The organism is Maribacter confluentis (assembly GCF_030505015.1).
Classification (GTDB): domain Bacteria; phylum Bacteroidota; class Bacteroidia; order Flavobacteriales; family Flavobacteriaceae; genus Maribacter; species Maribacter sedimenticola.
This window is the reverse complement of the sequence record NZ_JAUKUC010000001.1, coordinates 4,089,174-4,115,714: the sequence shown is the minus strand read 5'-3', so window position 1 is coordinate 4,115,714 and position 26,541 is coordinate 4,089,174. Positions and strand designations below refer to the sequence as shown.

Here is a 26,541-nt window from a genome sequence, read left to right as displayed (position 1 = left end):
CAAATTAAAACTATATTATTAGGTCCATAGTTTGCCAAACCATTAACCACTACCCCGTCATGTATATTTTAATTAATTTTGTAAACAAATCAACCTCACCAAAAAATTCACCAATTCTATTTAAACAGAGCACGTTTTCACTGTTTATGATAGCATTTGTTTTAACGTACGGGCATATTGCTCTGCGGTCATTTATGTACTGAACAAACTTAAATGCATTTAAAGGAAGAATTAAACAAGGGCCAATTAAAGGCCGTAACCTATACAGGTAAACATTTACTTGTACTTGCCGGTGCAGGTACAGGAAAAACGCGTACCATAATTGCAAGGGCATCCTATCTAATTGAGAATGGGGCCGATCCGTCAAAAATTCAAATTCTGACATTTACAAAGAAAGCGGCCAATGAAATTGTTGAACGTGTAAAGGCCGGTCTGCCACAATCCAGTGGACGCACATTGAACGGAGCTACCTTTCATTCTTGGTGTAATCAATTGATCATTAAATACCCCAATCTATTTGGGGCGGCCAGTTTTACCGTAATAGATCCTGACGATCAATTGGGAGTCATGAAAATGGTTGCCGGTCATCATAATGAGGTTTACGGAAAACTACGCATAAAACCTCAACAATTACTGGATGTCTATTCCTATGCCCGGAATACCAAAAAAAATCTGACGGAATCATTACGCACTTTGATTTATAAGGGTAAACAGGACAAGGATACCGAATATGAGATTACGGCAATGAAGCCCAATGTAGAACTGTTGCTTCGAGCGTATCAAAAGAAAAAAATGGAGCAAAGGTATTTGGATTATGACGACCTGTTGTTGGTTGTGGCCACACAACTAAAAAAGAATCCCGAGGCAAGAAAACTACTTTCCCAAGACCTTGATTATCTTTTGGTAGATGAAATGCAGGATACCAATCCGCTGCAATGGGAACTGTTATCACCTTTTATTGAAATCTGCAGTTTGTTCTGTGTGGGAGACGATGCGCAGTCCATCTATTCTTTTCGAGGAGCTGACTTTAAGAACGTACATCAATTTAAAGAACGTGTAAAAGAATCTGAAGTCTATAAACTGGAGAAAAATTACAGGTCTACCCAAGAGATATTGGATATTTCCAATTGGTTATTGGATAAATCGCCAATTGCGTATGATAAAAGATTACAGTCTATTAGAGGAAGCGGTGAACTGCCTATTTTATTAAATGTAAGTGATGAATGGCAAGAAGCCAATTGGGTTGCCGATGAGGTCTTAAAAAATTATACGGATGAGGATAGAAAATTTTCTGACCACCTCATTTTGTCCCGTTCACAATTTTACACCAAATCATTACAGGCCGTATTCATTAGACGAAAAATACCTTACATCACGTATGGGGGTCGTAAGTTTTTGCAGGCCGCCCACATAAAAGATTTGGTCTCCTTGCTACGTATTGTCAATAATCCATACGATGAGATTGCATGGGTTCGCTTTTTAACTTTTTGGGAAGGCATTGGCGAGGTAAGGGCATCTAGGATTATGGCCGTTATCATTGCAGATGAAGGTAAGACCGAAATACCAACTTTGTTGGAAAGTGCGATACCCGGTAAGGATGGACAAAAAATATCCCAATTGTACCATGCCGTACAAAAAGAAAAGGGCAAGGTGGGAAAAATGGTGGATATTGCATATGAGGCCATGTCATTGGGCCTAGCCTTTAGATATAGAAAAGATTGGGTGGAAAAACGAAAGGGTGATTTTCCTGTGTTAAAATTATTGGCGGATAGTTATGCAAGCCTTGGTGAGTTCATTGGCGAGGGCCTTCTGGACAATGCCGAAAAAATGAACGGTGCACCTGTGTTGAGCGAATCTCAATTGGCAACTTCCGAGAATAAGGACCATGTAATAATATCAACCATTCATTCTGCCAAAGGGCTTGAGGCAGATGTATGCATTGTATTGAACGTATCGCCAAAATCATTTCCGTCAGCATGGTCATTAGATGATACGGATGCCATTGAAGAAGACCGGCGAGTCTTATATGTAGCACTTACAAGAGCCAAAAACAGATTGATCATCACTAGAAATACGGCTTCCATTGCCGCTATTCACGGTAAATCAATTCCGTCCAATACCGGACAGGCTACAGATGATGCCGAAACCTATTTTCTTACCGGACTACCGGAAAAACTGGTTGAACAACAAACCATTGGCCAAGATTTCAATAAGGTTAAGGACGCACCGGAACCCAATCAAATAGATCTTTCCTCTGGAATGGATTTTAATTAGTAAACAATGCCAGATAAAAATTTTGCCGTCATTTCCATGACCGTCTTTGGGAAAAAGCCTAACCCGCTACGAATAGTACAACTAGAAATACAAAAGGTAAATGGCGATCATGGTACAAAAACATTTTCCTCCTATATTAACCCAGAGCAAAGAATCCCTTTTTATATAGAACAAAGAACCGGCCTCACTGATGAAATATTGTTAAAGTCCCCTACTTTTAGGGAAGTATCGGAAACCATTCTCTTAGAATTGGAAGATTGTATCCTAGTAGGACATAACGTGTCTTTTCTACATTTTGCGTTACAATCAGAATTTAAATATTTGGGTCATCTTTTTAAAATGCCACAAATTTGTACGCAGCGACTTTCAAAAAAACTACTGCCCCATATGGTAAATTATGAGTTGCCTTACCTCTGTAATGTACTTAATATTCCCTTTTTTGACAGGTTTGATATTCATGAAGAAAATGATGCGGTAACCACGTTGTTCCAAAGGCTGTTGCGGTTAGATGAAGACGATAATTATATCGATACATTCTTATTTCAGAAAAATAAAAAAGAAGTATTTGTTCCCAAGTCTACCGCATATAAGTATGTAGAACATTTACCCCCTTTACCTGGTGTTTATAAATTTCAAGATATACATGGGGAAGTAATTTATGTAGGGAAAGCCAAAAATATAAAAAAACGTGTGCAAAGTCATTTTTATAATTCTTCGGAAAAAGAATTGCAATTATGTACGTCCACACATAGTATAGATTTTGAACTTACAGGCAGTGAATTACTGGCCTTGTTAAGAGAGGCAGATTTAATTCAAAAATTGGATCCTGAGCTCAATTACATTCAAAAGAAAGCATATATAACCTATCATATTGTACCCCAAAAAGACAAAAAGGGGGTCTTACGTTTAAGGATAGAACGGCGCCCTTATCAACATACACCCACGGAAATCTTTTTAAAACGTGGGGATGCCATTAACCGATTAATTGAGCTTACTGAAAAATTTAACCTATGCCCTACGGCAACAGGTTTAACAAGTAAATTGGGTAAATGCTTGCCCATAAGTTATAGTGCTTGCAAAGGAATCTGTAAAGGACTGGAGGAACCTTCCGTATATAATGCCAGAGTATCCCAGGCTTTGGACTTTTTAAATAGGGAAAATGAAAATTATGCGATTTTTGAAAAAGGTAGAGCGCGATCAGAACGTAGTTTTGTACTTGTACTCCATGGAGTGTATCAAGGCTTTGGTTTTTTGGACCCTTCCATGGCAATTGCATCCATCCAAGACTTAGAAGGATTATTGATGCCCAAGCGCCATACGTACCATACCGCTAAAATTGTTATGGCCTATAGAAAGAAAAATCCCCATAAAATTACGTATTTAAATTAGGTGTATGTAACTAAATTCACCTAATTACAATAGAAAAAATTAGACAGCAGACACTAAAGAACTTTGACCCGGAGCAGGCCAATCAATTGGAGTTCGGGCGTAAAGACCAATATGTTTAATGGCAGCTTAAATGCAACGGTAAGTTATTATGATATAACGGTGAAGGACCGCGTAATAACCGACCCAGCTTCTCCTTTCAATAAAATTCAAGGCGGAGAAGTGGTGAGCAAAGGTATAGAAATTGAATTGAACGCAAATCCCCTAAAGGGATTGATCATAAGGGCCGGATATAGCAATAACGATAGTGAGACCACGGTCTCTGACAATACTGAAATTTTAAACAGAAGACCCTTGGAGGCAGGCCCGGAAACTTTATACAACCTTTGGGCCAATTATGAATCCCAATCAGGCCCATTTGATGATTTTGGCCTTGGTTTTGGTATAAATGGATCAAGTGAGCGTTTTGCAATTAATTATACATCTACCGGTGAATTCATTTTGCCTAGCTACACCATTGCCAATGCATCCATCTTCTATCAAGCCAATAACTACAGGCTAGGAGTAAAATTGAACAATGCGTTTAATAAGGAATATTATAAAGGATGGACCACTAATTCTCCACAGACACCTAGAGCTTTACTGGCCAACCTTACCTATACTTTCTAAACGAAATGAATTTAACCAAGGGTAACTTTTATATAAAGTTGCCCTTTAATTTCCAAAAGAAATGACAATTAGAAAATTCATATTGCAACTACACAAAATTTTGGGTCTGGTCACGGGCGTTGTGGTTTTTATTGTGGCCATAAACGGTTGCTGTTGGTCATTTAGAAAAGAGATAGCAAGTTTTTATGATGGTTACAAAAAAGTTATGCCCCAAGAGCTTCCTATGCATAATGTCCTATACATGGCTTCATTATGCAGTATATAAGTCAATTGGCGGACAAAAAGATGTGGAGTTCATTATTCCTGCAAATAAGAGTAACGGACAGGAATTGGGCAACATATTGCCAATGGATGTACTGGTTACCAAATTAAGGCAAGAATCCCCAAATGCCAAAAGTATAGAACTGCATTATCCTGCTACGGAAAATGAAAGTATTTATGTTGAAATTTCTCATAGTGACGGTTTGTATTATAATGCCGACTATAGATTTTTTGACCAGCACACATTGGAAGAAATTGAAACTCCAAGCCTGTATGGAAAATATGAAAACGCCAAGGCCGCGGACAAATTACTTAGAATGAACTATGATATTCATATAGGGGCGATAGGCGGACTTGCAGGAAAAACAATCGCATTTTTGATAAGCCTGTTAACGGCAACATTACCCGTAACGGGTGCATTCTTATGGTATGGAAGGCATTATAAAAAAAGATCAACAAATACATAATGGTTTACATCAAATCACTTCATTGTTCCATAAAAAATCCAGACAATGGAAAGATGTAAGTTTTTTAACACTTTTATATTTGCAATAAGGTCATTCAAAGAGTCTTATAGGGGTATTTAATTCGCACTCAAAATCGTACTTTTGCAACTTTGCTATGAATACATGATTGAATACGAAGAAAATATAGAGGTCAAGGGCGCACGTGTGCACAACCTTAAAAATATAGATGTTACCATACCCAGAAATAAGCTTGTAGTCATAACGGGGCTATCTGGCAGTGGAAAATCTTCCCTTGCTTTTGATACCATTTATGCCGAAGGACAACGACGGTACATAGAAACGTTCTCGGCTTATGCCAGACAATTTTTAGGAGGTCTTGAACGACCGGATGTAGATAAGATAGACGGTTTATCGCCCGTTATCGCCATTGAACAAAAAACCACTTCCAAATCTCCAAGATCAACCGTAGGTACCATTACGGAAGTCTATGATTTCTTACGCTTACTTTTTGCACGTGCTGCAGATGCGCATAGTTATAATACGGGCGAAAAAATGGTAAGTTATAGTGATGAGCAGATCAAGAATCTAATTATTGCATCCTATGCCGATAAGAAAATCAATATTTTGGCACCTATAATTAAATCCAGAAAAGGACACTATAGAGAACTATTTGAGCAAATTGCCAAACAGGGCTTTGTAAAAGTAAGGGTAGACGGGGAAATCAAGGACCTGGTCAAAGGCATGAAGGTTGACCGTTACAAAACACATGATATTGAAATAGTAATTGACCGCTTAAAGGTCGTTGAAAGTGAAGACTTTCATAAACGCCTTTCCGAAACCATCAATACCGCAATGTACAGTGGTAACAATGTATTAATGGTCTTGGAAGAAGGTACAGAGGTTCCAAGGTATTTTAGCAGGGACTTAATGTGCCCAACCACCGGCATCTCCTACCCTACACCTGAACCAAATACTTTTTCCTTCAATTCCCCAAAAGGCATATGTCCCTACTGCAGTGGTCTTGGACATGTATATGAGGTCAATGAAAAGAAGATTTTTCCCAACAAGAAATTATCCATAAAGGCGGGAGGAATTGCTCCACTAGGAGAATTTAAAAAATCATGGGCCTTCAAACAGATAGAAACTATTGCCCAACGGTACAACTTTGAACTGACCGATGCAATTGCGGACATACCAAAAGACGCAATTGATGTCCTATTGAACGGAGGCAAGGAAAGTTTTGAGGTAGATTCTAAAACCTTGGGGGTTAAAAGAACATACAAAATTGATTATGAAGGAATATCCAACTTCATAAAAAATCAATTTGAGGAAGCGGCATCAACTTCCATTAAACGCTGGGCCAAGGAATATATGGATAAAATAACCTGTCCGTCCTGCAATGGTTTTAGACTTAAAAAGGAGTCGCTTTATTTTAAATTGGAAGGTAAGAACATAGCAGAGTTGGCCAATTTGGATATAGTGGAGTTATCGGCATTCTTTTTAGGGTTGAACCAAAAACTAGAGGGCAACCAACAGAAGATAGCAGAGGAAATTATTAAGGAAATCAATACGCGAATACAGTTTTTATTGGATGTAGGGTTGGATTATTTATCCTTGAACCGTAGTTCCAAATCGCTTTCCGGTGGTGAGGCACAACGCATTAGGTTGGCTACCCAGATTGGTTCCCAATTAGTAGGTGTGCTTTATATATTGGATGAACCAAGTATTGGTCTGCACCAAAGGGACAATGAACGTTTGATCAAATCCTTGGAGTCTCTAAGGGATATTGGAAACTCAGTAATCGTGGTGGAACATGACCGAGATATGATAGAACGGGCGGACCATGTGATAGACATTGGTCCAAAGGCCGGTAAAAATGGTGGAGAGATTATTTCACAAGGTACACCAGAGGAGCTTAAACATGTACATACATTGACTGCGGACTATATGACCGGTGTCAAGGAAATAAAGGTCCCTAAAAAAAGAAGGCCAGGAAATGGCAATGAAATAGTACTGTCCGGCTGCACGGGCAACAATTTAAAAAATATTACGGTCAAGTTTCCATTGGGAAAAATGATAGGCGTAACCGGTGTTTCCGGAAGTGGTAAATCTACATTGATCAACGAGACGCTTTACCCGATAATGAACGCCCATTATTTTAATGGCGTAAAAAAACCAATGCCTTACAAGAAAATTACCGGACTGGAGCATATAGACAAGGTAATAGATATTAACCAATCGCCGATCGGCAGGACACCAAGATCAAACCCGGCAACATACACGGGAGTTTTTAGTGAAATAAGGTCCTTATTTGCAAAAACCACAGAAGCCTCCATAAGGGGATATAAACCCGGCAGGTTTAGTTTTAATGTTAAAGGTGGTCGTTGTGAAACCTGTCAAGGAGGTGGACTTCGGGTAATAGAAATGAATTTTTTACCTGATGTATATGTAGAGTGTGAAACGTGTAACGGCAAACGTTTTAATAGGGAAACTTTGGAAATTAGGTACAAAGGTAAATCTATAAGCGATGTACTGGAAATGACGATCAATGAAGCGGTAGATTTTTTTGAACCTATTCCTAAAATATATCGTAAGTTGAAGACCATACAAGATGTTGGCCTAGGTTACATATCTTTGGGACAACAGTCTACCACCTTGTCGGGAGGTGAGGCCCAACGTATAAAATTGGCAACCGAACTATCTAAGCGAGATACGGGAAACACCTTTTATATTTTGGACGAGCCCACCACTGGCCTACATTTTGAGGACATACGTGTATTAATGGATGTACTGAACAAGTTAGCCGATAAAGGAAATACCGTATTGGTCATAGAACACAATATGGATGTAATTAAAATGGTAGATTACATTATTGATATTGGGTATGAAGGAGGGCGTTCCGGTGGGCAATTGGTTGCAAAAGGAACACCAGAAGAAGTGGCAAAGAATAAGAAAAGCTATACAGCTACGTTCTTAAAAAGAGAATTGGCATAAGTTCAATTTAAATAAAAGGTAAGAATACATAAATATATATGAGATCAGAGAAACATCATAAAGGCTGGAATGAAATTAAGACAAATGACTCTTGGGCCATTTTTAAGATTATGGGCGAATTTGTCAACGGTTTTGAACGCATGAGTAAAATTGGGCCTTGCGTATCTATATTTGGATCGGCAAGAACCAAGGAAGAAGACCCATATTATGAATTGGCGGTATCTATTGCAAAATCAATAGCAGAAGCAGGTTATGGAGTTATAACAGGCGGTGGCCCAGGAATTATGGAGGCTGGTAATAAAGGCGCCAGCCTTGCGGGTGGCACCTCCGTAGGTCTAAATATAGATTTACCATTTGAACAGCATGACAATCCGTATATAGATGGCGATAAAAGTCTTGACTTTGATTATTTCTTCGTTAGAAAAGTTATGTTCGTGAAATATTCACAAGGTTTTGTGGTTATGCCAGGCGGCTTTGGTACGTTAGATGAACTCTTTGAGGCAATAACCTTAATACAGACCCATAAGATTGGCAAATTTCCAATTATTTTGGTAGGGAGCGATTTTTGGACAGGTTTAATGGATTGGGTAAAGAACACCATGCTGAAGGTAGGTAATATTAGTCCAGAGGATTTAAACTTGATAAAAATTGTTGATACTGAAGATGAAGTTGTAGAAATTATCGATTCTTTCTATAAAGGTCATTCTATGAGTCCTAATTTTTAATCCTAGCCTTGGCCCCTAAATTCAAATCTTTTTTTTATATCGTTGTTGTCCTTATGCTTATTATGGGCATAAAGGGTCATGCACAATATGAGACAAGTCTAACGGTAAACTTGAACGAGTATACCAAAGAACTGGAAATCAAACAAGAATTTACCTATTATAACAATTCCAATTATAATTTGGGAGTACTCTATTTTAACGATTGGGCCAATGCCTATTCGGATAAAAATACGGGGCTTGCTAAAAGATTTGCTCAGGAATTCAAAAAATCCCTACATCTAGCCAAAGCTGACGAAAGAGGAATTACTACAATAGTCAGCGTTGTAGATGATGCCTATAATGGGTTACAATGGGGCCGTACCGAAGGTAAGGATATCTTGAAAGTTACCCTGAACAAAATGTTACCGCCAAAGGAAACCACCAAAATTTTTATTACCTATAAAGTTAAATTACCTCCCAATAAATTTACACCTTATGGTTATGACCCTAAAGGTGGATATTATTTAAAGGATTGGTATTTGACCCCTGCGGTATATGATGGCAAATGGGCTTTATACTCCAATAAAAATCTTGAGGACCTCCATACCAATGTCACCAATACGGTAATTGATTTTAAATTTCCCGATAGTCTATATTTGGCTTCAAATTTTAACGTTACCTCATCTTCATCATTTCCCAATGGACAATTTGCCCAACTACGGGGAAACTTGCAGAGAGGCGGTGAAATTATATTGAAGACCAATGATGAGTTTATCACCCATACCACGCCGTACATGACATTTTTGACCAATATTAAGGCACCAAGATATAGTCCAATTGGTCAAGGTTTGTCCATCAATAAAGTAGCGGATTTTATCTACAACAACCTTGGGGAATATCCGCACGAAAAGGTTTTGGTCAGTGAGCTAGATTATAATAAGGACCCTTTGTATGGTCTAAACCAGCTGCCATCGTTCATAAGACCTTATGAAGAGCAATTTCAGTTTGAGATGAAGTTCCTTAAAACTGCACTGAACAGTATATTAAAGGAAAGCATGTTCTTAAATCCAAGAAAGGAGCAATGGTTGAACAGTGCCATAGCAAATTATCTAATGATTGCCTATGTGGAGCAATATTACCCTGATCAAAAACTGTTGGGTAAATTATCCAGAATTTGGGGTTTTAGAAGTTTTGAGTTGGCCAAAATGGATTTTAATGATCAATATGCCTTTTTATATAACTTAACTGCGCGCAAGAATTTAGATCAAGCTTTACAGACACCAAACGACTCCTTGATCAAGTTCAACCAAAAAATTGCGAATAAATATAAGGCAGGACTGGGATTGGCCTATCTGGCAGACTATATAGGAAAGGAAAAGGTAGATGAGAGCATTAAGACCTTTTATAAGTATTATAAATTAAATACGGTTAAGGTCCTTGATTTTGAATCTATTTTAAAACGTTCCACCACACAGGATATCAATTGGTTTTTTAAGGATTATGTATCTACGGATAGGAAGATAGATTTCAAAATAAAGAAAGTCAAAAAAACTGAAGATTCCCTTTTGGTGACGATCAAAAATAAGGAAGGTACCAATGTTCCTATATCTGTATTTGGCTTAAAGAACGATTCTGTAATATCTGAATATTGGTTCAGTGATATTGCGTTGGAAAAAACGTTTACCATAGCCAACAATCAAGAGGATAAATTGGTTCTTAACTATGATCAAAAAATACCGGAATTTAACCAGAGGGATAACTGGAAATCCTTAAAAGGTTTCCTTTCAAGTAACAAAAAGTTGAAATTTACTTTTTTTAAGGATGCTGAAAACCCGTATTTTAATCAGGTTTTTTATGTTCCGGTCTTAAATTTCAACGTGTATGACGGTTGGGTACCCGGCATGCGCCTTTACAACAAAACCTTGTTGGAAAGACCATTTGTCTATGATTTTTCCCCCTCCTACTCGTTTAAGGAAAAAGCCTTTGTTGGGTACGGTAAATTCAGTTATAGAAAATACTTGAGCAAGAGTGGTCTCTATGTGGCCAACTACGCCATTGGCGCATCAACATCGCATTTTAATGTAAATTCCAGATATACCTCCATAACACCCTCTTTTAGTTTAGGTTTTAGGCCTGCGGATTTAATCAGTAATAAAAGGGAATTTTTATCTTTTAGGTATGTCAATATCTTAAGGGATTTTGACCCTTCATTACAAAATTTGGCCAATGACCCGGACAATCCGGATTATAGTGTCTTCAATGCACGATATATAAACAGGAACAATGGTATTTTGGATTATAATTCCTGGTTCGTGGATTTTCAATTGGCAGGAAACTTTAGCAAACTTTCCTTTGAATACGAGTATCGTAAATTATTTGAGAACAATAGACAGCTCAACCTTAGGTTCTTTGCAGGTAAATTTCTGAGTAATAGGACACAGACAGATTTTTTTAGTTTTGCCCTGGATAGACCTACGGATTATTTGTTTGACTACGGCTATTTGGGAAGGTCTGAAGATTCAGGTATTTATAGCCAACAGATTATTATTGCCGAAGGCGGATTCAAATCCTTTTTGGATAAGGAATATCGGTTTTCAAATAATTGGATGGCCACGGTGAACGGAAGCTTTAACCTTTGGAGATGGATTGAGTTGTATGGGGATGCAGGCTTGGTAAAAAATAATGGGTTTAGTGAAAAGTTTGTGTATGATTCCGGTGTACGTTTAAACCTGGTTACGGATTATTTTGAACTGTACCTTCCTTTATATTCCAACAACGGTTGGGAAGTATCCCAGCCCAATTACGGAGAAAAGATACGGTTCATTATTACCGTTAGTCCCAAAACCCTAACTGGGTTATTTACAAGAAAATGGTTTTAAACTATCAAATTTTAATTCAGAACCTTCTTTTTTGTTATTAAATTAAAAATTATACAGATTTCCACCTTTTTTGTTGACAAATATGGAATAAATTAACTAGCAACGACGTTGCTATAATCTACATGAATTGGTAGTTTTGTAAAAATCGGTAACACACATGGACGTTTCATCAAAAACAAGCAATGATATTTCTTTTGACGACTTTAAGGAGCAGATCATAAGTGATTATGAAATTGCTTTTTTAAGTAGGACCTGTAGTCTTTTGGGCAGAAAGGAAGTGCTTACCGGCAAAGCCAAATTCGGAATTTTCGGTGATGGTAAGGAACTGCCCCAATTGGCCATGGCCAGATCCTTCAAAAATGGGGATTTCAGAAGTGGATACTACAGGGACCAAACATTTATGATGGCTTTGGGCCTATTGAACCCAAAGCACTTTTTCCATGCGCTTTATGCTACAACGGATATAGAAAAAGAACCAATGAGCGCCGGTAGACAAATGGGCGGACATTATCTCACCCATAGTCTTAATGCAGATGGAAGCTGGAAAGACCTTACCAAACAAAAGAATAGTAGTGCGGACATATCGTGTACGGCAGGACAAATGCCCAGATTATTAGGATTGGCACAGGCATCTAAGGTATATAGAAATTTAGATGGGTTGGATAGTGCCAAATTTTCCAACAACGGAAATGAAATAGCTTGGGGTACTATTGGCAATGCCAGTACTAGTGAAGGTATGTTCTTTGAAACCATTAATGCGGCCGGGGTGCTACAAGTACCTATGGTCATTAGCATATGGGACGACGAATATGGTATATCCGTGCCGGCCAAATACCACACCACCAAAGAGGATATTTCAAAAGTACTTTCAGGTTTTCAACGCACAGATACCGATAATGGATTTGAGATATTCAAGGTCAATGGTTGGGATTATACCGCATTAATGCATGCCTATGAAAATGCTGCGGATATTGCACGTCAAGAACATGTACCCGTATTGATCCATGTAAAGGAACTTACGCAACCACAAGGTCACTCCACCTCTGGTTCCCATGAACGATACAAGGATAACGCCAGATTGGAATGGGAGCGGGACAATGACTGTAACAAACGTTTTAAGGAATGGATATTGGAGTCTGGCATAGCAACCGTAGAGGAGCTGGAGACTATAGAAAAAAGAATAAAACGAACGGTCAGGGAAGCAAAAAAAGAAGCATGGAGCGAGTATCTACAAGGTCTACTCAATGCTAAAAAAAGTTTGATTCACTTAATTGACCAAGCGGCCTCAAAAAGTGCGAACAAGAATTTTTTAAATAAAATTAAGAATGACCTGATAGCCGTAGAGGAACCTATCAAAAAAGATTTGGCCATTGCCGCCCGTAAATCATTACGGTATCTATTAGGCGAACAAACTGCTGAAAAAAATGCGTTGAATACATGGACTACAAAGTTCCTAAATGATGCCCAACACGTTTACAGCGCACATCTTTATAATGAAAATGAAAACAAGGCTTCAAATATAAAAGCCATACCGCCTACCTATAAAAATGAAAACGAACAGGTTGATGGCCGTGTCATTTTAAGGGACAATTTTGATAAATTGTTTGAAAAATACCCAAATACTTTAATTTTTGGTGAAGATACCGGTGCCATTGGTGATGTCAACCAAGGATTGGAAGGCATGCAGGAGAAATATGGTAAAATTAGGGTAGCGGATACAGGAATACGAGAAACTACTATAATTGGCCAAGGTATAGGTATGGCATTAAGAGGCCTAAGGCCCATTGCCGAAATTCAATATCTGGACTATATCTTCTACGCGCTCCCAACGTTAACAGATGATTTGGCGTCATTGCTTTACCGTACCGCCGGTAAGCAAAAAGCTCCGTTGATCATTAGAACCAGAGGGCATAGACTTGAAGGTATTTGGCATTCTGGTTCCGAAATGGGAGGATTGATCCACTTGCTGAGGGGAATTTATATTTTGGCACCAAGGAATATGACCCAAGCGGCAGGGTTTTACAATACACTACTTAAAAGCGATGAACCTGCTTTGGTCATTGAAAGTTTAAACGGATATCGACTAAAGGAACCTAAACCTAGTAATCTTGGAGAATTCTGTACACCTATTGGTAAAGTAGAGACCATTAGGGAAGGTAATGATGTTACTATTGTCTCCTATGGATCAACCTTAAGAATTGTTGAAAAAGCGGCAAAAGAGCTTCTTGAAGTTGGTATTGATGTGGAAATCATTGACGCGCAGTCCTTACTACCTTTTGATATTGAAAAAGATGTACTTAAAAGTATCAAAAAAACGAACAGGATATTGGTTGTAGATGAAGATGTACCGGGTGGCTGTTCTGCGTATCTAATGAATGAGATTATAGAAAAGCAAGGGGCTTTTAATTATTTGGACAGTGCACCCCAAACGCTGAGCGCCAAGGCCCACAGACCCGCATACGGTACCGATGGTGATTATTTTTCAAAACCAAATAGGGAAGATATATTTGAAAAGGTATATGCTATTATGCACGAGGCAAATCCCAAGGGTTTTCCTAAATTGAGATAAGTATTCCTTTAAAATAAAAAGAGCGCCCATCAATACTTGATGGGCGCTCTTTTTAAAAATTACTAAAATCAATTTTTAATATCGGTTTTGGTCGTTTTTACCGCAGGCATTTTTGGGTTACCATCCGCATCAATTTCAATAATAGCATCAAAACCAAGGGCATCTAAATTTTCGGCTATTTTTGCCCTATCCCCTACCATGAACCAATTTACTTTTTCAGGGTGTACAACTTTTTTGCTAACATCCCTTACTTCTGCCAAGGAAAGGTTACGAACATTACTGTCATAGGTTTGATAATAATCGTCCGCTAAATCATACTTTACAATATTGACAATAGATTGGTTTACCGCACTGTTGGTTTCCCATTGCCCTGGTAAACTTAAAATTTGATTGGTCTTTACTTTGTCCAGTTCCTCCTGGGTTACCGGCCTGGTTGAAATAAATTCTGATATTTCCTTTCTAAGTTCAGTAACCGATTCTGCAGACTTGTCCGTTTGCACGGGTGCGTACATAATGAACGGTCTTTCTGCCTTAGCGCCCATTACAAATCCACTTGCTCCATAAGCCCAATGTTTATCTTCCCTAAGGTTCATGTTTATTCTAGATGTAAAATCGCCCCCAAGAATACTCACCATTTGTTCCAGTGCAATTTGTGATACATCCCCATATTTTTCGGTCAAATGCCCGGCCAGGATTACGGACTGTTCTGATTCTGGTCTATCCATGAGATATAAGGTGTTCTTAGAATTTACCTTTGGTGTAGCAAAGTTTATGGTAGGCACATCTGCCTTTTTCCATTTACCCAATGCTTTTTCCAACTTAGATTTTAAATCTTTCATCTCCACATCTCCCGTAACTACCAATGTTGCGTTGTTAGGTCTGATCCAGGTAGTATAAAATGACTCTATATCACTCTTGGTCAACTTATTAACCGTTTCCACATAACCCGTTCCCGTATATGGATTACTGTACGGATGACCTTCACCATATAAATATTTGTTCATTACCCTTAATGCCATGGAAATTGGTTGCGATTTTTCTTGGTTTATTGTGTTGATTTGTTCCTCTTTAAGCCTCTCAAATTCCTTTTCCGGAAAGGCAGGGTTCAAAATTACATCCGCAAATAAATCTATACTGGCGTTAAGACTTGGTTTCAACGTATTTAAATAGACATTGGAATTATCCTGACTTGAATAACTATATAAACTTGCGCCCAACAATTGTAGGCGTTCATTAATTTCCAATGAATTCAATTCCTTTGTTCCCTCATCCAATAGATTCATGGCCAATTCCGCTGTACCCGGACTGGACAGATAATCGGTCTTATAACCGGCATCGAACATAAGGTTCATGACTACGGTAGGAACACCGGTCCTTTTTGCCAATACAATGTTTAATCCATTAGACAATTTATCTCTTTGCAATTCTGGAAAAACGGAACTTTTTGCTTCGCCTACCTCTGGCAACTTACTACGATCCACCGTGCTTTCAGTAACCGTATATTCTGGAAATGGCTTGCACAATAATACATGTTTACCTTTGGTCAGCCATTTTTTAGCGGTTGCCTGTACATCTGCCGTTGTGGCCTCTTCCACATATTTCAAGACCGTTTTATAGTATCCTGCGTCACCGAAGTAGGTCTGGTTGGAGGCAAGAATATCTGACACGCCACCAAAACCACCAATCCGCTCAAGCCCCTTGATAAAATTTGCGAAATAGGATGCTTTTACCCTCTTCAATTCCTTTTCCGTAGGACCTTCAGCAATTAGTCTGGACAATACCTCTTCCATGATTTCCTGAACCCGCTTTTCATCGCCCCCAGGTTTTACATTGGCCCAGGTTACAAAATTACTGGCAATTTCACTAGAGGATTGAAAAGACACAACAGAACTTGCCAATTGTTCGTCATATACCAAACGTTTAAAAAGTCTGGAATTTTTACCGCTGGTCAAAATGGCCGAAATCAAATCAAAATGGATATCCTCTTTATTCCCAAATTCAGGTGTGTTCCAAGTAAGTAATATACGTGCTTCTGGCACCCTGTCTTCATAGACTTGATACGAATCGGTAGATTTTACGGGAATATTGACCTCTTGCCTCATAATCGTTGGTCCGGCGGGTATATCCCCAAAATAACTCAACACTTTCTTATAGACCTCTTGTGGCTCCACATCCCCTGCAATTGCAATAACCGCATTGGCGGCACCATAATAAGCCTTAAACCATTCCTGTACATCTTCTAAGGAAGCTGCGTTCAAATCCTCCATTTCTCCAATAACGGTCCACGAATAAGGATGACCTTTAGGATATAGCGCTTTGGTCAGCAATTCCCACTGTTTGCCATATGGCTGGTTCTCTCCTTGCCGCTTTTCATTTTGGACGACCCCACGTTGTTCGTCCAGTTTTGCTTGGTCAATAGCCCCTAACAAATGCCCCATACGATCAGATTCCAAAAACAGCACTTGATCAAGTGCCGATGTAGGTACATTTTGAAAATAGTTTGTGCGATCAGAATTTGTAGTACCGTTCAAGTCCGTACCACCAATACGTTCCAATGCTTGAAAATAGTCATCGTTGAAATTTTCACTACCATTGAACATGAGGTGTTCAAATAAATGAGCAAAGCCACTCTTGCCCAGTTTTTCATTTTTGGACCCTACATGATACCAGACATTAACCGCAGCAATAGGTGCCTTATGGTCTTCATGCACCAAAAGCGTCAATCCATTGGGCAAAACAAAGCGTTCATATTTGAAGTCTATTTGGTCTGTTGTGAACTGAAAATCCTGTGCAACGTTCTTACCTGCCATAAAAACCACAAGGGAAATACATAAAATAAATTTTTTCATGATGAATGTTTTTTTGATTATCGTAAATATAATAGATTATGTTTGGATAGGACTATGAATATCTTTCATTAAATTTCTAATTATCAAGAGCATACTTCAAAAAACCTAATCTACTTTTGAATGAACACTAAAGAGATAACATCTGTATTACGACATGAATATGAAATTAAAGAACCTTCTATTATACCTTTAGAAGGATATGACAGTATAAATTTTAAGATTATTGCCAGTGGCCATGTGTATGTATTAAAGGTATACGAAAACCAATCTCAGAACGTACATTCAATTAATGTGGAAAATAAAGTTTTATCGTTATTGAATGAACAAGGAATAAAGAGTTCCAAACCTGTACCCACCCTAACTGGCAGTTTATTTTGTTGGACCGATAAATGGATTTATAGACTACTCACTTATTTGGACGGAAATTTCTTGGCCGAGTCTCACCACACTAAGGAACTATATAATTCATTTGGCACCATGTTGGCCAAACTTGACAATTGCTTAGCAACCTATGAACATCCACAAATAAAAGCGAAAGTAACGCAATGGGACCTTAAGCATTTTCAAAAGAATTGGAAATACTTAGAAGAAATTACAATAGCCAGACATAGAAGTTTGGTACATTATTATTGTGTGCAGTATAAGGAACATGTTATGCCTTTACAATATGAGTTAAGACAAAGCTGCATACATAACGATGCAAACGATTGGAATATATTGGTAAATAACGACCATATCTCTGGTATAATAGATTTTGGGGACATGTGCCATTCATGGCTGATCAATGAGCTGGTCATAGGTCTTACCTATATATTAATGAACAAAGAACATCCATTGCAAGTTGCCTCAACGGTAATAAAAGCATATCATAAAATTTTACCCTTAGAGGAAAGAGAAATTGATATAATATATTATTTAATTGCGGCTAGATTATGCACTAGCGTTCTAAATTCCGCTCATACAAAAAAACAAAAACCTGATTCTGCATACATTACCATAAGTGAAAAAGCTGCATGGAAGTTGCTGCACAAATGGATTACCATAAACCCTTTATTGGCTAAAAATGTTTTTAGGAATGCATGTGGTTTTGAAAAAAACAAAACAAAACCTTTACAAACTCAATTAAAAAGGCGAAAGAACAATTTAAGCGATGCTCTTTCTTTGAGCTACACAAAACCAATTCAAATGTATGGCGCTGCATTTCAGTATATGTATGATACAGATGGCAATACGTTTCTGGATGCGTACAACAATATCATTCAAGTAGGTCATTGTCACCCAGATGTGGTTAGGGCCGGACAACGGGCCATGGGAAAACTAAATACCAATACGCGCTATATCTATGACGAATTATTGTCCTATACGGACAAGCTATTGAACAAATTTCCACCAGAATTGAACAAAGTATTTTTGGTCAATTCAGGAAGTGCCGCATCTGATCTTGCCATACGCCTTGCAAAAACACATACCAAAAAGCATAAAACATTGGTATTGGAGCACGGGTATCATGGAAATACACAGAATGCTATTGAAATCAGTCACTATAAGTATCATCATAAGGGAGGAAACGGTAGACAGGAAAATGTTTTACAAACAATGCTTCCCAAACTCTTTAATGTCAAATTAGGAAATGATAAAAAAGCGGCAGCGTATTATATAGCAGATGCCATACAAATCATTAATGAAAATAAAGGTCAAATTGCCGCTTTTATTGCTGAACCAATTGTAGGTTGCGGAGGCCAGGTACCATTACCCCAAAATTACTTGATGGAAGTATATAAAGGCATTAGACAACAAGGAGGGGTTTGCATAAGTGATGAAGTACAGGTAGGTTTTGGAAGGTTGGGCAAGTATTTTTGGGGATATCAAATGTATGACGTAATACCGGACATTGTTGTATTAGGAAAACCTATTGGCAACGGCCATCCTATGGCAGCTGTAGTGACCACAACTGAAATTGCCCAAAGTTTTGATAATGGTATGGAGTTTTTCAGTTCATTTGGCGGTAATCCGGTGTCATGTGCTATTGGCGAGGCGGTATTACATGTCTTGGATAATGAAGATTTGCCGGAAAATGCCCATAAAGTAGGGCAATATCTTAAAAATGGCCTAAAAAAATTAAAAGTCGAATTTCCTGAACTGGCGGACATACGTGGGGAAGGGCTGTTTTTAGGTGTAGAGCTTTTGGACCACAAAAACCTACCGAATACGGTTTTGGCAAAAAATATTAAAAATGAACTACGGGAAAAACATATTCTTATAAGTACGGACGGGCCGTATGACAATGTATTGAAAATTAAGCCTCCCCTATATTTTACTAAGGAAAACACAAATTTGTTATTGAGTGAATTACGTATTATTTTAGAAAATCAAAAAAAAATCGATACTTTTAAGGTATATAATTAAAACGCATGAAAAACCCCCTATTTAAAGATGTAGGCCTGGCTTTTTTTAGAATAGCCGTTTCTGCAATGATGTTGACTCACGGTCTACCAAAATTTCAAAAACTTATATCTGGAAACTTTGAATTTGGTGACCCCATAGGCATAGGTGCCGCCCCATCATTATTTTTGGCTGTTATTGGAGAATTTATTTGTCCTTTACTTATTATTATTGGTTTTAAAACCCGTTTATCCGCTATTCCTGCCGCTATTACAATGGCCGTTGCAGCTTTCATAGCTCACGGTGCAGATCCTTTTGGTACAAAAGAAAAGGCCTTGTTATACCTTGTGGCCTTTATTACCCTTGTATTGGTTGGCCCTGGAAAATACAGTATTGACAAAAAATAAAATTAAACTATTTTATAGAGCAATTCCTTTAACAGGTCTGCGTCGTTCATATTAGTGGTGCCCACACCTTTACCCTTTAAATCCATTTCACGTAAATTGGAGATAATGGCACTTACCTTTTTCATAGGGTAATTTCTGGCCGCAGTCTGTATCTCACTTACAAAGTAAGGATTGATTCCTAAGGTTGACGCTACATTTTTGGGAGAATGGTCGCTGAGACCGTGATATTGTAAAAGTTGGGTAAAAAATGAATTCAATAACGTTACCGTCAACACAAATGGGTTATCCTTTGGGTTATGGGCAAAATAAGTGATGATCTTGGCAGCTTTTACAATATCGCGCTCACCAATGGCTTTTTTTAATTCAAAATTGTTATAATCCTTACTTATACCAATATGCTCCTCTATATGTTGTGGAGAAATATCGGTCTGTGGCGGTAGGGCCAATTTCAATTTATCCAACTCCTTACTTATTTTGCTTAAATCGGTTCCTAAGTATTCCACCAAAAGAACTGCCGCCTTATGGGTAATAGTGAAACCATTGCTTAACAAATTCTTTCTGATCCAATCTGCTACTTTATTCTCATAAAGTTTTTTACTTTCAAAAATGACACCGGACTTTTTTACAATCTTATATAATTTTTTACGCTTGTCAAGCTTTTTATATTTATAGCAAATTACCAATACCGTAGTCTGCTGTGGGTTTTCCGCATAACTACATAATTGCTCTATGGTCCTGGAAAGGTGCTGTGCCTCTTTCACGATAACTACTTGTCTTTCTGCCATCATAGGATAACGCTTGGCATTGCCAATGATATCATCAATAGAAACATCCCTACCATAGAGTATGGTTTGGTTAAAATCCCTTTCCTCTTCCGCCAAGATCTTATTACCAATGTAATCGGATATTTTATCTATAAAATAGGGCTCTTCCCCAAATAAAAAATAGATCGGACTTATCTGCCCTTTCTTAATTGCATTGACTATTTGTATTGCTTCATCCATTCAGAAAAATTCATCAACTTTGTACCATGCAGCCATTAAATTTTCCCAGCTACACCTTTAGGGTCAAAAATAGCGAAAATAGAACCTTGATCTTTGACGATGTACGTAAAAAATTTGTGGTGCTTACACCAGAAGAATGGGTAAGGCAACATGTGGTTCAATTTTTATTGCAGGAAAAAAACTATCCGTTAAGCCATATCAACGTAGAAAAACAGATAAAGATGAACGGTTTGGTCAAAAGATATGACGTCGTTGTTTTCAACCCTACCGGGGAACTGCATTTACTGGTTGAGTGCAAAGCTCCTGAAGTGAGCATATCCCAAAATACGTTTGACCAAATTGCACAATACAATATACAATTAAACGCCAGCTACTTAATGGTAACGAACGGCATATCCCATTTTTACTGCCAAACAGATGCCCAAGCGGAAAAATATGAATTTATGCGGGAGATTCCTGATTTTAGCCGTTAATTTGCCTTCGTTTTGAAAATTGCAATAGTCATATTAAACTGGAATGGGGAAGTGCTTCTTGAGCGTTACTTGCCGTCTGTCGTTGAACATTCTGGGGATGCGGTTATTTATGTAGCGGACAATGCATCTACAGACGATTCGGTCGCCTATGTACAAGCAAATTTTCCTACCGTACATATTATTCAAAACAAAGAGAACGGAGGGTTCGCCAAAGGATATAATGATGCTCTGGCACAAGTGGATGCAGATATTTTTTGTTTATTGAATTCTGATGTAGAAGTTACGCCCCATTGGATCACTCCTATAAAAAAAGCTTTTTTGGAAAGGCCGGAAATTGCGATTGTTCAACCCAAAATACTTGATCTTCTAAAAAGGGACTATTTTGAATATGCGGGTGCCGCAGGCGGTTTTATTGATCAGTTGGGATACCCTTTCTGCAGGGGACGTATATTTCAGACCTTGGAACGTGATCATGGTCAATATGATGATATTAAGGAAATATTTTGGGCCACCGGCGCATGCATGTTCGTAAGAAAAAAAGTATTTAATGAGCTAAATGGTTTTGATCCAGATTATTTTGCCCACCAAGAAGAAGTTGATTTTTGTTGGCGCGCCAAAAATCATGGGTATAAAGTTTTTTACATAGGTACCTCTAAGGTGTTTCATTTGGGTGGATCCACCTTAAGCAATATGAACCCTAAAAAAACATACTTAAATTTTAGAAATTCATTGTTTTCCATTACCAAAAACCTACCCTTAGGAAAAGCATTCATCATTATTTTTTTAAGATTGCTCTTAGATGGCATTGCAGCATTACGTTTTATCTTTCAATTTCGTTTTAAACATTTTCTGGCCATCTTTAGGGCGCATTTAAGCTTTTATAGGCAATTCAAAAAAATGTATACTAAGCGTGAAAAAACAAAATTTATAAGAAAATATTACCTTACGACATCTATAGTATGGTCATATTTCGTACATAACATTAGAAATTTTAACATTTTAGTAAAAGATTAACTATGCAGCTTTATAAGTGAGTTGGTAATTATATAATTTTGGACTCGCTTGGATGCGAAAATTAAGTAAATAACTAAATATTAATATAGATTAAAATTATGAAGAAAATATTTTTAGGATGTCTTGGAGTAACGCTTTTATTATCTTCATGTGTTTCACAGAAGAAATATGCAGATCTTGAAGCAAAACATAAGAACACTCAAGATTTATTGAATTCTGCAACCGTAAAATTAAATGACTGTTTGGAAGAAAAAGCTACAGCTTCTTCAAGACTTCAAACATTAGAAGATCAAAATGCATTTTTAAAGGCGAACAATCAAGATTTGATCAATAATATGGGGAACTTGACAACCTTGACTACCAAGGGTGCCGAGAACTTGGAAAAATCTTTGGAAAGTTTACAGGAAAAAGATTTGACCATTCGTAAATTAAACGATGCAATTACCCGTAGGGATTCTGTAAACCTTTCTTTGGTACAGAGCTTAAAAGGTGTATTGGGCAATATGGATGACGATGATATTGAAATCAGCGTTGAAAAAGGTGTTGTATTCGTATCTATATCAGATAAATTATTGTTTAGCAGTGGTAGTTATAATGTAACTAGCAGAGCTAAGGAAGTTTTAGGTAAAGTTGCCAAAGTGGTAAACAACAAACCTGATTTTGAATTTATGGTTGAAGGTCATACAGATAATGTTCCTTACAGAGGTAACGGTTCTTTATTGGACAACTGGGATTTAAGTGTTAAGCGTGCTACTGCAGTTGTGCGTATCTTACAAAATGATTTCAACGTTGATCCTAAGCGTATGACAGCAGCAGGTAGGTCAGAGTATGTTCCTGTTTCAGCTACGGAAAAATCTAAGAACAGAAGAACTCGTATTGTTGTTCTTCCAAAAATTGATCAATTCTACAGCATGATCGAGGAAGGAATGAAAGATCCTGCAATCAATAAATAATTCTAATTTTAGAATATAGGAAAAGCGGTCCAATTGGACCGCTTTTTTTATGCGCATAATCTTCAATAATTCAATTAAAGGATATCCAAGCTACCCTTGCCTTCCCGTATAATTTCCGGCTCTCCTGTAGACAGGTCTATAATGGTAGAACCTATGTTGCCACCATAGCCACCATCTATGACGATATCCACTAAATTATCCCACTTTTCAAAAATCAATTCTGGATCGGTAGTATATTCCAATACATCATCGTCATCACGAATAGAAGTGGATACTATAGGATTACCCAAAGCCTCTACCAAGGTTTTTATAATGGTATTATCGGGCACACGGATACCTACTGTTTTCTTTTTCTTAAATTCTTTGGGCAAATTATTGTTACCCGGCAAAATAAAGGTATAAGGCCCAGGTAATGCCCTTTTTAGTATTTTGAAGGTTGCAGTGTCTATTTGACGTACATAATCAGACAGGTTGCTTAAATCGGTACAGATAAACGACCAATTGGCCTTTGCTAATTTTATACCTTTGATCCGAGCAATTTTTTCCAAAGCGCGGGTATTGGTAATATCACATCCAAGGCCATAAACGGTATCGGTAGGATAAATGACCAAGCCCCCTTTGCGTAATACTTCCACTACCCTTTTAATCTCTTTAGGGTTAGGATTTTCCTCGTAAATTTTTATAAACTCGGCCATTACCTTTTAAATTATAGATAGTTATGTACTATTAAATATACCAAACTATCCCAATACTTCTAATTTGGCAAAGCGCAATAACAATTTTTTAATATCACCTTTGTCAAATAATATTTCTGCTTTTCTATCATTGCCCACTCCTTCTAACTTTACCACTTTACCACGGCCAAATCTACTATGGTTTACCAAGGAACCTACCGCCAAATTGGGATCTATATTATTGGTATTCCCAACTGGAACGGCCAATTGCGGCTTTATTTTTCTCAGTTTTTTTAGTTGATTTGTATTAGGCTGGCCAATACTTGGTGGTGTGCCCCTAGTGGGTTTCACCTGCCTTAACCTACTCTTGTCCACGTCACCAAATATATCTGCATTGATAAGGGACTTATAACGGTACCCGCCATCTATAGGAGTTAAATTCTCAACATATTTTTCATCGATTTCCTCTAAAAATCTACTAGGTTCCGCATCTATCAACTTACCCCAACGATATCTGTTTTGGGTATAGGTAAGATAAGCCTGTTTTTCTGCCCTGGTAAGCGCTACGTAAAACAGGCGTCTTTCTTCTTCCAATTCGCTTCGTGTACTCATGCTCATCCCGGACGGAAAGAGATCTTCTTCCATACCTACGATATATACGTAAGGAAATTCCAGTCCCTTTGCCAAGTGTATGGTCATGAGGGCCACCCTATCATCATCTCCAGTATCATTGTCCAAATCGGTAGCCAAGGCAACATCTTCAAGAAATTCAGTAATACTGCCAGTAGCTTCATCTATCTCTTTTTGCCCTTCTACAAAATCCTTGATACCGTTCAACAACTCTTCTATATTCTCCATTTTACCGATCCCCTCTGGTGTACCGTCTTTTTTAAATTCCAAAAGTATACCGGTTTTCTTAGCTACATGTTCGGCCAAGGTAAAAGCATCTGCAGATTCGCTCATGACTTGAAAACTCTTGACCATAGTTACAAAATCAGTAAGTTTACGTTTGGTGCCCGCATTTATCTTAAGGTCAATTTTATCAATATTCTCCATCACCTCAAAAATTGAGCGATTGTAATGGTTTGCAGCGACAACAAGTTTGTCCAACGTTGTACCCCCAATACCCCTAGCAGGAAAATTTATGACCCTTTTTAAGGCCTCTTCATCTTTCTGATTAATGACCAATCTTAGGTAGGACAACACATCCTTGATTTCCTTTCTTTGATAAAATGACAATCCGCCATAAATACGATAAGGAATATCGCGTTTTCTCAAAGCATCCTCTATGGCCCTGGATTGTGAATTGGTTCTATATAAAACGGCAAATTCACCATTGGACATTTGCTCTTGCATTCTATGCTCCCATATAGAATTGGCCACAAACCTCCCCTCTTCTGCATCCGTTGGGCTTCTATGTATTTTTATGGCAGCGCCGTCATCGTTATCCGTCCAAACTACTTTTTCTATTTGATTTTGATTTTTGCCAATAATAGAGTTTGCCGCATTTACGATGTTACGTGTAGAACGGTAATTCTGTTCCAAACGGTACATGCCCACATTCTCGTAATCTTTTTGAAAATTTAAAATATTACTGATATTGGCCCCTCTAAATGAATAAATACTCTGGGCATCATCGCCCACTACGCAAATATTCTGAAAACGGTCTGCCAAAGCCTTTACGATCAAATACTGGGAGTGGTTGGTATCTTGGTACTCATCTACCAGAATATACCTGAACCGATCTTGATATTTCATAAGAACATCTGGGTAGCGTGTCAACAGCTCATTGGTCCGTAAAAGCAAATCATCAAAATCCATAGCTCCTGCCTTAAAACAGCGATCTACATAATTTTCATAAATATCTCCTGTCCTGGGTTTTTTGGCCATGGCATCCTGCTCTACCAACTCCGGATTATTACGATAGGCCTTTACTGTTATTAAACTATTCTTGAAAGACGATATCCTGTTTTGAATCTGCTTGTATTTATAAATGTCCTTGTCAAGCCCCATTTCCTTTATGATCGAAGAAATTAGTCGTTGTGAATCCTGAGTATCATAGATGGTAAAATTTGCAGGGTACCCCAACTTATTACCATCTATACGTAACAATTTTGCAAAAACAGAATGAAATGTACCCATCCAAAGGTTTTTTGCTTCACTTGCACCAACTATTGTTGCAATACGCGCTTTCATTTCACGAGCGGCCTTGTTGGTAAATGTCAATGCCAAAATATTAAAGGAATCTACACCTTGCGCCATTAAGTGTGCAATTCTATAGGTAAGAACACGTGTTTTTCCGGATCCTGCACCCGCAATTACCATTAAAGGTCCGTCCTTATGTAAAACAGGGGCTTTTTGTGCCTCGTTCAATTCATCTATAAATGAGCTCAAATCTACTTGTATTTAGAGCGTGAATTTAGCCATTATTGGGGGATACTAAAAGTGAACGCATTTAGAATTATAAACAATGGATGGTATTTCTTTTCAATTTGAATATATTTAAACTTTTATTACCTATTATCAGGTTAAGGGTCGGTAAAAATGATGTCGACACCCCACATGATGAAGGAACCATCATT

Annotated in this window: 18 protein-coding genes; 14 read left to right on the top strand and 4 right to left on the bottom strand. The window is 37.9% G+C overall.

The features are described from left to right. The first annotated feature begins 213 nt into the window (after nucleotides 1–213). From Q2T41_RS17905 to Q2T41_RS17865, 9 genes are all read left to right on the top strand, one after another. The gene (locus Q2T41_RS17905) at nucleotides 214–2,274 is read left to right on the top strand and encodes an ATP-dependent helicase (RefSeq protein WP_304437189.1); all 2,061 of its coding nucleotides are present in this window, start codon (nucleotides 214–216) and stop codon (nucleotides 2,272–2,274) included. A 6-nt stretch (nucleotides 2,275–2,280) separates the two neighbouring features. Further along, entirely contained in the window at nucleotides 2,281–3,663 is a 1,383-nt protein-coding gene (locus tag Q2T41_RS17900) for an exonuclease domain-containing protein (RefSeq protein WP_304437188.1), read from the top strand. Between the two features lie 63 nt (nucleotides 3,664–3,726). Further along, nucleotides 3,727–4,329, top strand: coding sequence for a TonB-dependent siderophore receptor (locus tag Q2T41_RS17895; RefSeq protein ID WP_304437187.1), 603 nt, complete (start codon nucleotides 3,727–3,729; stop codon nucleotides 4,327–4,329). A gap of 61 nt (nucleotides 4,330–4,390) precedes the next feature. Further along, on the top strand, nucleotides 4,391–4,594 hold the full coding sequence (locus tag Q2T41_RS17890; protein ID WP_304437186.1) for a hypothetical protein: 204 nt from the start codon (nucleotides 4,391–4,393) through the stop codon (nucleotides 4,592–4,594). Then, complete coding sequence (locus Q2T41_RS17885; RefSeq protein WP_304437185.1) at nucleotides 4,560–5,057, top strand: PepSY-associated TM helix domain-containing protein; 498 nt, start codon at nucleotides 4,560–4,562, stop codon at nucleotides 5,055–5,057. Before Q2T41_RS17890 ends, Q2T41_RS17885 begins: the two co-directional genes overlap by 35 nt. Nucleotides 5,058–5,219: 162 nt before the next feature. Beyond that, nucleotides 5,220–8,051 carry an excinuclease ABC subunit UvrA gene (gene uvrA / locus Q2T41_RS17880; RefSeq protein WP_304437478.1) on the top strand — a complete coding sequence of 944 codons (2,832 nt, stop codon included), beginning with the start codon at nucleotides 5,220–5,222 and terminating at the stop codon, nucleotides 8,049–8,051. 38 nt (nucleotides 8,052–8,089) lie between these two features. Continuing rightward, nucleotides 8,090–8,776 carry an LOG family protein gene (locus Q2T41_RS17875; protein ID WP_089261325.1) on the top strand — a complete coding sequence of 229 codons (687 nt, stop codon included), beginning with the start codon at nucleotides 8,090–8,092 and terminating at the stop codon, nucleotides 8,774–8,776. Between the two features lie 8 nt (nucleotides 8,777–8,784). Further along, nucleotides 8,785–11,634 carry a gluzincin family metallopeptidase gene (locus Q2T41_RS17870; protein WP_367186900.1) on the top strand — a complete coding sequence of 950 codons (2,850 nt, stop codon included), beginning with the start codon at nucleotides 8,785–8,787 and terminating at the stop codon, nucleotides 11,632–11,634. Between the two features lie 157 nt (nucleotides 11,635–11,791). Beyond that, complete coding sequence (locus Q2T41_RS17865; protein ID WP_304437184.1) at nucleotides 11,792–14,203, top strand: alpha-ketoacid dehydrogenase subunit alpha/beta; 2,412 nt, start codon at nucleotides 11,792–11,794, stop codon at nucleotides 14,201–14,203. 68 nt (nucleotides 14,204–14,271) lie between these two features. On the opposite strand, the gene Q2T41_RS17860 is transcribed toward Q2T41_RS17865, so the two are convergent. After that, the gene (locus Q2T41_RS17860; protein WP_304437183.1) at nucleotides 14,272–17,052 is read right to left on the bottom strand and encodes a M16 family metallopeptidase; all 2,781 of its coding nucleotides are present in this window, start codon (nucleotides 17,050–17,052) and stop codon (nucleotides 14,272–14,274) included. A gap of 120 nt (nucleotides 17,053–17,172) precedes the next feature. Here Q2T41_RS17860 and Q2T41_RS17855 point away from each other — a divergent pair, with 120 nt between their 5' ends. Beyond that, on the top strand, nucleotides 17,173–19,458 hold the full coding sequence (locus Q2T41_RS17855) for an aminotransferase class III-fold pyridoxal phosphate-dependent enzyme (RefSeq protein WP_304437182.1): 2,286 nt from the start codon (nucleotides 17,173–17,175) through the stop codon (nucleotides 19,456–19,458). A gap of 5 nt (nucleotides 19,459–19,463) precedes the next feature. Beyond that, a complete protein-coding gene (locus Q2T41_RS17850; protein WP_089261330.1) occupies nucleotides 19,464–19,841 on the top strand; it encodes a DoxX family protein in 378 nt (125 codons plus the stop codon). A 2-nt stretch (nucleotides 19,842–19,843) separates the two neighbouring features. On the opposite strand, the gene holA is transcribed toward Q2T41_RS17850, so the two are convergent. After that, entirely contained in the window at nucleotides 19,844–20,845 is a 1,002-nt protein-coding gene (holA, locus tag Q2T41_RS17845; RefSeq protein WP_304437180.1) for a DNA polymerase III subunit delta, read from the bottom strand. 26 nt (nucleotides 20,846–20,871) lie between these two features. On the opposite strand from holA, the gene Q2T41_RS17840 reads away from it, so the two are divergent. The 3 genes from Q2T41_RS17840 to Q2T41_RS17830 all read left to right on the top strand — a co-directional run bounded on the left by Q2T41_RS17840 (nucleotide 20,872) and on the right by Q2T41_RS17830 (nucleotide 23,285). Then, on the top strand, nucleotides 20,872–21,318 hold the full coding sequence (locus Q2T41_RS17840; protein WP_144800370.1) for a type I restriction enzyme HsdR N-terminal domain-containing protein: 447 nt from the start codon (nucleotides 20,872–20,874) through the stop codon (nucleotides 21,316–21,318). A 12-nt stretch (nucleotides 21,319–21,330) separates the two neighbouring features. Next, nucleotides 21,331–22,332: a glycosyltransferase family 2 protein gene (locus Q2T41_RS17835; protein WP_304437179.1), complete on the top strand. Its 1,002-nt coding sequence runs from the start codon at nucleotides 21,331–21,333 to the stop codon at nucleotides 22,330–22,332. 98 nt (nucleotides 22,333–22,430) lie between these two features. Beyond that, nucleotides 22,431–23,285 (top strand): OmpA/MotB family protein, encoded by an 855-nt coding sequence (locus tag Q2T41_RS17830; RefSeq protein WP_089261334.1) that lies wholly within the window; start codon nucleotides 22,431–22,433, stop codon nucleotides 23,283–23,285. 74 nt (nucleotides 23,286–23,359) lie between these two features. Here Q2T41_RS17830 and Q2T41_RS17825 read toward each other — a convergent pair whose 3' ends face one another. After that, on the bottom strand, nucleotides 23,360–23,980 hold the full coding sequence (locus tag Q2T41_RS17825) for an L-threonylcarbamoyladenylate synthase (protein ID WP_089261335.1): 621 nt from the start codon (nucleotides 23,978–23,980) through the stop codon (nucleotides 23,360–23,362). Nucleotides 23,981–24,025: 45 nt separating this feature from the next. Continuing rightward, the gene (locus Q2T41_RS17820) at nucleotides 24,026–26,353 is read right to left on the bottom strand and encodes an ATP-dependent helicase (protein WP_304437178.1); all 2,328 of its coding nucleotides are present in this window, start codon (nucleotides 26,351–26,353) and stop codon (nucleotides 24,026–24,028) included. Between the last annotated feature and the right edge of the window lie 188 nt (nucleotides 26,354–26,541).

Excerpts from the sequence above, each read along its gene's own strand:
- Q2T41_RS17825 (WP_089261335.1), bottom strand. The coding sequence starts at position 23,980 with ATGGCCGAGTTTATAAAAATTTACGAGGAAAATCCTAACCCTAAAGAG.
- Q2T41_RS17900 (WP_304437188.1), top strand. The coding sequence starts at position 2,281 with ATGCCAGATAAAAATTTTGCCGTCATTTCCATGACCGTCTTTGGGAAA.
- Q2T41_RS17855 (WP_304437182.1), top strand. The coding sequence starts at position 17,173 with ATGAACACTAAAGAGATAACATCTGTATTACGACATGAATATGAAATT.
- Q2T41_RS17850 (WP_089261330.1), top strand. The coding sequence starts at position 19,464 with ATGAAAAACCCCCTATTTAAAGATGTAGGCCTGGCTTTTTTTAGAATA.
- Q2T41_RS17860 (WP_304437183.1), bottom strand. The coding sequence starts at position 17,052 with ATGAAAAAATTTATTTTATGTATTTCCCTTGTGGTTTTTATGGCAGGT.
- Q2T41_RS17840 (WP_144800370.1), top strand. The coding sequence starts at position 20,872 with ATGCAGCCATTAAATTTTCCCAGCTACACCTTTAGGGTCAAAAATAGC.
- Q2T41_RS17865 (WP_304437184.1), top strand. The coding sequence starts at position 11,792 with ATGGACGTTTCATCAAAAACAAGCAATGATATTTCTTTTGACGACTTT.
- holA (WP_304437180.1), bottom strand. The coding sequence starts at position 20,845 with ATGGATGAAGCAATACAAATAGTCAATGCAATTAAGAAAGGGCAGATA.
- Q2T41_RS17875 (WP_089261325.1), top strand. The coding sequence starts at position 8,090 with ATGAGATCAGAGAAACATCATAAAGGCTGGAATGAAATTAAGACAAAT.
- uvrA (WP_304437478.1), top strand. The coding sequence starts at position 5,220 with ATGATTGAATACGAAGAAAATATAGAGGTCAAGGGCGCACGTGTGCAC.
- Q2T41_RS17890 (WP_304437186.1), top strand. The coding sequence starts at position 4,391 with ATGACAATTAGAAAATTCATATTGCAACTACACAAAATTTTGGGTCTG.
- Q2T41_RS17905 (WP_304437189.1), top strand. The coding sequence starts at position 214 with ATGCATTTAAAGGAAGAATTAAACAAGGGCCAATTAAAGGCCGTAACC.
- Q2T41_RS17885 (WP_304437185.1), top strand. The coding sequence starts at position 4,560 with ATGTCCTATACATGGCTTCATTATGCAGTATATAAGTCAATTGGCGGA.
- Q2T41_RS17830 (WP_089261334.1), top strand. The coding sequence starts at position 22,431 with ATGAAGAAAATATTTTTAGGATGTCTTGGAGTAACGCTTTTATTATCT.